This window comes from Bradyrhizobium sp. 142 (genome assembly GCF_023074015.1).
In the GTDB taxonomy this organism is placed as follows: domain Bacteria; phylum Pseudomonadota; class Alphaproteobacteria; order Rhizobiales; family Xanthobacteraceae; genus Bradyrhizobium.
Map to the genome: position 1 here is coordinate 1 of NZ_JADPKQ010000310.1, position 6,871 is coordinate 6,871.

Here is a 6,871-nt window from a genome sequence, read left to right on the forward strand (position 1 = left end):
TCATTCACGGCCCAGGCCTCGCATCACGTCACACCTGTTATCGTCATCGCGTGCGTTGCAGGGACGCCATTGTGGCGCCGAGCTCGTCGCGCTCAAGGCCGCTGCCACGCCGTCTCCGGCGGTGGCCTACGGCCAGCCTTGACCGCTCCTCGCCGCGGCGCCCAAGACCGCCGCCATCAAACGACGCCCTCTTGACAACTCACTCCCCATACAAGGATGACGGTGGGAGATGGGCGCGCATACGAGCGATGGGATGAGTCCAACCGTGGAGCAGTGGCCGCACTCAGCCTCAGTTCAACACCCGCTTGTTGTCCGGGCTGTCGAGCGAGAATGTCGGCACGTCGATGTCAAAACGCTCGCCGCTTTCGGTGACCATCTGATAGCGGCCGGTCATGAAGCCCGAGGCGGTCGTGAGGGGCACGCCGGAGGTGTATTCGAAGCGCTCGCCGGGCGCCAAGATCGGCTGCTCACCGACCACGCCCTCGCCCTTGACCTCCTGCTGCCGGCCGGAGGCGTCGGTGATGATCCAGTGCCGCGTCTTGAGCTGCACGGTCTCATCCCCGGAGTTGGTGATGACGATGGTGTAGGACCAGAAAAAACGGGAGCGGTCGGCCGACGACTGCTCCGGAACAAAGTTCGGCTGGACGGTCACTTCGATCTGGCGGGTCACGGCGCGGTACATGGGTGGCATCATAACGAAATCCGGGCCGGGAACCAAACGCCGGAGGCGGTTTTCCCGACATCGTGCCGCCAGAATTCGAACGGAAGACGCCCCAATGTGATCCGGTCGCTTTGCGAGATCGCGGCCGGACGATACACTCCTTAACGTCTTAACGTCTTAACTTCGCGATTTGCGCGAGGGTTTCGGGCCCCGATGACCATTGCCGACCAAGTGACGGGATCGACGATTGCGGGACCCGCGGACGCCAAATCCGCAGGTACGAGACCCCGTGCCGCCGCGCCGGCCATCACACTGCCGGCCATCGGCGAGCGTGAGCTCAGGCTCGACCTGTTCCGCGGTCTGGCGCTGTGGCTGATCTTCATCGACCATTTGCCGTCGAGCCTTCTGACCTGGTTCACGATCCGCAATTACGGCTTCAGCGACGCCACTGAAATCTTCATTTTCATCTCCGGCTATACCGCCGCCTTCGTCTATGGCCGCGCCATGCTGGAAAGCGGCGTCGTCATCGCCACCGCGCGCATCCTGCGCCGGGTCTGGCAGATCTATGTCGCCCACGTCTTCCTGTTCACGATCTTCCTCGCCGAAATATCCTACGTCGCGACCAGCTTCGAGAACCCGCTCTACACCGAAGAGATGGGCATCATGGATTTCCTCAAGCAGCCCGATGTCACCATCGTGCAAGCGCTGCTGTTGCGCTTCCGCCCGGTCAATATGGACGTGCTGCCGCTCTACATCGTGCTGATGCTGGCGCTGCCTTTGATCCTCTGGTCGATGAAATGGAAGCCCGACGTCACGCTCGGCCTCTCCGTTGTTCTTTACGCCGTCACCTGGGAATACGACCTCTACTTCTCGGCCTATCCGAACGGCTTCTGGGCGTTCAATCCGTTGGCCTGGCAATTGCTTTTCGTGTTCGGTGCATGGTGTGCGCTCGGAGGTGCGCGACGCATGTCGCGCATTCTGGCTTCACCCGTGACGATGTGGATCTCGATCGCTTATCTCGTTGCGGCGTTCTACGTGACGCTGACCTGGTACGTGCCGCAATTGTCCCATCTGATGCCGAAGCGGCTCGAGCAGTTGATGTATCCGATCGACAAGACCGACCTCGACGTGCTGCGCTTCACCCATTTCCTGGCACTGGCCGCGCTCACCGTGCGCTTCCTGCCGCGGGACTGGCCGGGCCTGAGATCGCCCTGGCTGCGGCCGCTGATCCTGTGCGGCCAGCATTCCCTGGAGATCTTCTGCCTCGGCGTCTTCCTGGCCTTCGCCGGCCATTTCGTCCTGGCCGAGGTATCCGGCGGCCCGGTCATGCATGGGCTGATTAGTCTTTCGGGAATCCTGATCATGTGGGCCGTGGCTTGGGTGATTTCGTGGTACAAGCGCGTGGCTGACAAGAGCGGTTCGAAGACCAAAAGCGCCATCGGCAGCGCCGATATGGCGGGAGGGGGCTGATGAAGGCGAAGGTTCTCCTGAGCCTGATCCTGCTGTGCGGTGGTTTTGCCGCGCCCCCGGCGCGCGCGGACGATGCTGCGCCGGCCGTTCCCGCCGCGCCCGCCGCCTGCGAATTGCCGCCCTATCTGCTTGCGACCGAGAGCCAGCTGCACAAGGTCGCCGATGCCGTGAAGGCGGGCAATCCGCTCGAGATACTGGTCATCGGCAGCCGTTCGACCACGATTCCGGCCTCGGAGGACAGCTCCTATCCGGCGCGTATGCAGGCGATCCTGAAGGAAAAGCTACCGCCGTCGGAGGCCGTGCGCGTCTCCGTAGAAATACAGAGCAAGAAAACGGCGGAGGAGGCCGCCACCACCTTCGTTAAGCTGATGGAGGCAAAAAGGCCTACTTTGGTCATCTGGCAGACCGGGACGGTGGATGCTATCCGAGCCATCGATCCCGACGAATTTCGCGGCGCACTGACCGAAGGGGTTGCTGCGTTGCAAAATGCAGGGGCTGACGTCATCTTGATGAACTTGCAATACAGCCCACGTACCGAAACCATGATCTCGGTGCCGCCCTATCTCGATAATATGCGGGTGGTGGCCCAGGAGCATGACGTGCCGTTGTTCGATCGTTTCGCGATCATGCGGCAATGGAACGATCAGGGGCAGTTCGACCTGTTCAGCCCGTCCCGCGGCCCTGAACTGGCGAAACAGGTCCACGATTGCCTTGGCCGGGCGTTGGCACAGTTTGTGATCGACGCTGCCCATCTGGGTCCGGTCCAGCCGCAAAATTGAGGTCTAGAGTTAATGAGTTCTCTCCGCCCTTTTTGCCTGACGACATGGCTGGCCGCGCCCGCAGCCGCGGCGCTGCTGTTGCTGACACCTGTTTCGCCGTCGCACGCGCAGTCGCAGGCCGCACAGGCAACGCCTGGACCAGCGCAAACCGCTAGTCCTGCTCCCGCATCGCCCTCCCAGACCACCGTTGCTGCCACCAACCCGGCCGCCGAGCAGCGCGGCATCGCAGCGCGCGCCATCGACAAGATGAAGCAGGTCGCGAAATCCGCGGGCGACATTTTTGGCCGCGTACCCTGCCTGCCGCCCAAGGGCAGCTCGAAGGCGATGGGCTCGCTGCCGCATGTCGCGAACAAGCTCGTCGCCGGCCAGCCCGTCGTGATCGTCGCATTCGGCTCGTCGTCGACGGCCGGCTACGGCGCGAGCTCGCCCGATTTCAATTATCCCAATCGTCTGGCCGCGCAGCTGCGCCGGCAATATCCGACCGCCGACATCACCGTCGTCAATGCCGGCGTCGGCGGCGAGGACGCACCCGAAATGATGAAACGCCTCCAGAAGGAGGTGATCGACGTGCATCCGGATATGGTGATCTGGCAGGTCGGCACCAATGCCGTGCTGCGCAATCTCGATCCCGGCGACACCGCCAAGCTCGTCGAGAACGGTATCTCCCGCATCCAGGCTGGCGGCGGCACCGATATCGTGCTGGTCGATCCGCAATATTCCCCGGCGGTCAACCAGCGCGCCGAGAGCGCCGGCAAGATGGTGAAGCTGCTCGGCAAGGTCGCCGAGCTACGTCACGTCGGCATCTTCCCCCGTTTCGAGGTGATGCGCGAGTGGCACGAGACGCAGTCGATCCCGGTGGAAAGCTTCGTCATTGCCGACGGCCTGCACATGAACGACTGGGGCTACGCCTGCTTCGCCCAGCTCCTCGGCGACGACATCATCCGCTCCGTCGGCCAGATCAAGATCGGCGTCAACGTGCCCGCGAACGTGCGGACCTACCGGCCGATGTAGCGCTTACCTCCCCTGGAGGGGGAGGGTCGGCTCACATGTAGCGCAGCGAAATGTGAGACGGGGTGGGGTGACGGTCTCTCCACGTCGAACACTGCCCGAGTGGAGAGATCACCCCACTCCGCTCGCGCTAAGCGCGATCGACCCTCCCCCTCCAGGGGAGGGTAAGAGCTTCACGCCTTCTCCAGCGCTGCGGTGAGATCCTCGATCAGATCATCCGCATGCTCGAGCCCCGCGGAGAAGCGGATAAAGCCTTCGCTGATGCCGAGCGCGGCGCGATCTTCCGGCTTGAGGCGCTGATGCGTGGTGGTCGCCGGATGTGTCACCAGGCTCTTGGCGTCGCCGAGATTGTTGGAGATCTTCGCGAGCTTGAGCTCGTTGAGCACGCGGAACGCACCCTGCTTGCCACCCTTGACCTCAAAGCCGACCAGCGTCGAGCCGCCGCGCATCTGCTTCTTCACCAGTGCCGCCTGCGGATGATCAGCGCGGCCGGGGAACACCAGCCGTGAAATCTTCGGGTGGCTCGCCAGCACGTCGGCGATGCGGGCCGCCGTCTCGGTCTGCGCGCGCACGCGCACGCCCAGCGTCTCTAGGCCCTTGAGCAGGACCCAGGCGTTGAACGGCGAGATCGACGGGCCGGTCTGGCGCATGAAATTGTGGATGTGCTCGGCTATGAAGGCTTCCGACGACAGGATGATGCCACCGAGGCAGCGGCCCTGGCCATCGATGTGCTTGGTCGCGGAATAGACCACGACGTCCGCACCGAGGGCGAGCGGGCTCTGCCAGATCGGTGTCGCAAACACGTTGTCGACGATCAGCCGCGCGCCGCCCTTGTGCGCGATCTCGGCGATGGCGGGAATGTCGAGCACGTCGAGCGTCGGATTGGTCGGGCTCTCCAGGAAGAACGTTTTCGTGTTCGGCTTCACCGCGCGTTGCCACTGGTCGAGATCGAGGCCGTCGATCAGAGTGGTCTCGATGCCATAGCGCGGCAGGAGGTCCTGCACCACATAGAGGCACGAGCCGAACAGCGCGCGCGAGGCGACCACATGATCGCCGGCCTTCAGCGGCGCCAGGATCGCGGTCGTCACCGCGGCCATGCCGGTCGCGGCCGAGCGGGCGGCTTCGGCGCCTTCGAGCTCGATCATGCGGCGCTCGAACATAGCAATCGTCGGATTGGAATAGCGCGAGTAGATGAAGCCGGGATCCTCGCCCTTGAAGCGCGCCTCGCACTCCTCGGCGCTGTTGTAGACGTAGCCCTGCGTCAGGAACAGCGCCTCGGACGTCTCGCCATATTGCGAGCGCAAGGTGCCGGAATGGACCAGACGGGTTTCGGGACGGTAATGTGCGGTGGACGCCGGCGACTTCGACATAGGACCTCTCCAACGTGACCATTCTTAAAAATGGTCACAAAAAAACCGGCCTGGATATCTCCACTGGCCGGGATCACAGAGGTCCCCGGCCTGTTTAGCGATTTATTTAACGTGGCTGCAAGCCGGCCGGCTCAAATCACCACGGGATAAGTCATGCTCATATTCTGCAATGCCCTTTTCGTCAAGGCATCCATCGGATAGCCGTAAAAGGCTCGTTTTTCCCGCGTTTTCGGATACGTTTGACCCCGAAGAGGACCACCGTTTGACGTTCACGGTCGCTGCCGACGCCAATGGTATCCTGCCCGACCGCATGATCGCGGCGATGGCGGAGGGCGGCCTCATCCTGCCCGCCTACGATTTCGTTGAAAGCCAGATCCAGCCGGCGAGCCTCGACCTTCGCCTCGGCGACATCGCCTATCGTGTGCGTGCGAGCTTTCTGCCCGGCCCCGGCGCCACCGTCGCCGAGCGCATCGACGAATTGAAGCTGCACGAGTTCAGCCTCGCCGACGGCGCGGTGCTGGAGACCAACTGCGTCTACATCGTGCCGCTGCTCGAAAGTCTCGCGCTGCCGCCGGAGATCGTCGCGGCTGCGAACCCGAAGAGCTCGACCGGCCGACTCGACGTCTTCACCCGCGTCATCGCCGACGGTACCCGCCGCTTTGACATGATCGGCGCCGGCTATCACGGCCCGCTCTATGCCGAGATCAGCCCGAAGACGTTTCCGGTGCTGGTACGCGAGGGCTCGCGGCTGTCGCAGGTGCGCTTTCGCACCGGTGATGCCATCCTCAACGCCGACGAGCTCGACGCGCTGCATGCGGCCGAGCGTCTCGTCGACATCGACGATGCCGATCTCTCCGGCGGCGTCGCCGTCTCCGTCGATCTCTCCGGCGAGAAAGGTTCCGGCTTCGTCGGCTACCGCGCCAAGCGCCACACCGGCGTGGTCGACGTCGATCGCCGCTCCGGCTATGCCATTGGGGAGTTCTGGGAGCCGATCTCGGCGCGTCCCGATGGCAGCCTGATCCTCGATCCCGGCGAGTTCTACATTCTCGCCTCCAAGGAAGCCGTGCAGGTGCCGCCCGACTACGCCGCGGAGATGGTGCCGTTCGATCCGCTCGTCGGCGAATTCCGCGTGCACTATGCCGGCTTCTTCGATCCCGGCTTCGGTTACGCCGGCGCCGGTGGGCAGGGATCGCGCGCCGTGCTCGAAGTGCGCTCGCGCGAAGTGCCCTTCATTCTCGAGCACGGCCAGATCGTCGGCCGCCTCGTCTACGAGAAGATGCTGGCGCGCCCCGACGCCATGTACGGCCAGCGTATCGGCTCGAACTACCAGGCGCAGGGGCTGAAGCTGAGCAAGCATTTTCGGGTGTAATTCCGTAGCCCGGATGGAGCGTTCAGCGTAATCCGGGAAAGTCTCTCCTGCTGTGACACGATCCCGGATTACGCTGTGTGCCCCGAAGGGCGCGTGTCACCAGTGGAGGAGGAATCCACCCGGATAATTGTCGATAAGTCTGGTAGCTGACGAGCAGGTTGGTTGGGTAACCGGCTGATCTGAAGCCTCGTGACAAAGGTCGCCTTGGGCGGCT

6 protein-coding genes and 1 riboswitch are annotated in these 6,871 nt (G+C 63.4%); of the genes, 4 read left to right on the plus strand and 2 right to left on the minus strand.

Annotated features, from left to right (window positions below):
- Window positions 1-289 precede the first annotated feature (289 nt).
- Entirely contained in the window at window positions 290-682 is a 393-nt protein-coding gene (gene apaG / locus IVA82_RS28225) for a Co2+/Mg2+ efflux protein ApaG (RefSeq protein ID WP_187435836.1), read from the minus strand.
- Between the two features lie 192 nt (window positions 683-874).
- Here apaG and IVA82_RS28230 point away from each other — a divergent pair, with 192 nt between their 5' ends.
- Genes IVA82_RS28230 through IVA82_RS28240 form a run of 3 tightly spaced genes read left to right on the plus strand, consistent with a single transcriptional unit; the run spans window position 875 to window position 3,921 of the window.
- Entirely contained in the window at window positions 875-2,131 is a 1,257-nt protein-coding gene (locus IVA82_RS28230) for an OpgC domain-containing protein (protein ID WP_247387388.1), read from the plus strand.
- Window positions 2,131-2,910 carry an SGNH/GDSL hydrolase family protein gene (locus tag IVA82_RS28235; RefSeq protein ID WP_247387389.1) on the plus strand — a complete coding sequence of 260 codons (780 nt, stop codon included), beginning with the start codon at window positions 2,131-2,133 and terminating at the stop codon, window positions 2,908-2,910. Before IVA82_RS28230 ends, IVA82_RS28235 begins: the two co-directional genes overlap by 1 nt.
- 12 nt (window positions 2,911-2,922) lie before the next feature.
- Window positions 2,923-3,921, plus strand: a complete 999-nt coding sequence (locus tag IVA82_RS28240) for an SGNH/GDSL hydrolase family protein (RefSeq protein WP_247387390.1) — start codon at window positions 2,923-2,925, stop codon at window positions 3,919-3,921.
- A gap of 170 nt (window positions 3,922-4,091) precedes the next feature.
- On the opposite strand, the gene IVA82_RS28245 is transcribed toward IVA82_RS28240, so the two are convergent.
- Window positions 4,092-5,288 (minus strand): O-succinylhomoserine sulfhydrylase, encoded by a 1,197-nt coding sequence (locus IVA82_RS28245; protein ID WP_247387391.1) that lies wholly within the window; start codon window positions 5,286-5,288, stop codon window positions 4,092-4,094.
- Between the two features lie 73 nt (window positions 5,289-5,361).
- A riboswitch (SAM riboswitch) is annotated at window positions 5,362-5,441 on the minus strand.
- Between the two features lie 109 nt (window positions 5,442-5,550).
- On the opposite strand from IVA82_RS28245, the gene IVA82_RS28250 reads away from it, so the two are divergent.
- Window positions 5,551-6,657, plus strand: coding sequence for a 2'-deoxycytidine 5'-triphosphate deaminase (locus IVA82_RS28250; RefSeq protein WP_247387392.1), 1,107 nt, complete (start codon window positions 5,551-5,553; stop codon window positions 6,655-6,657).
- The last annotated feature ends 214 nt before the right edge of the window (window positions 6,658-6,871 follow it).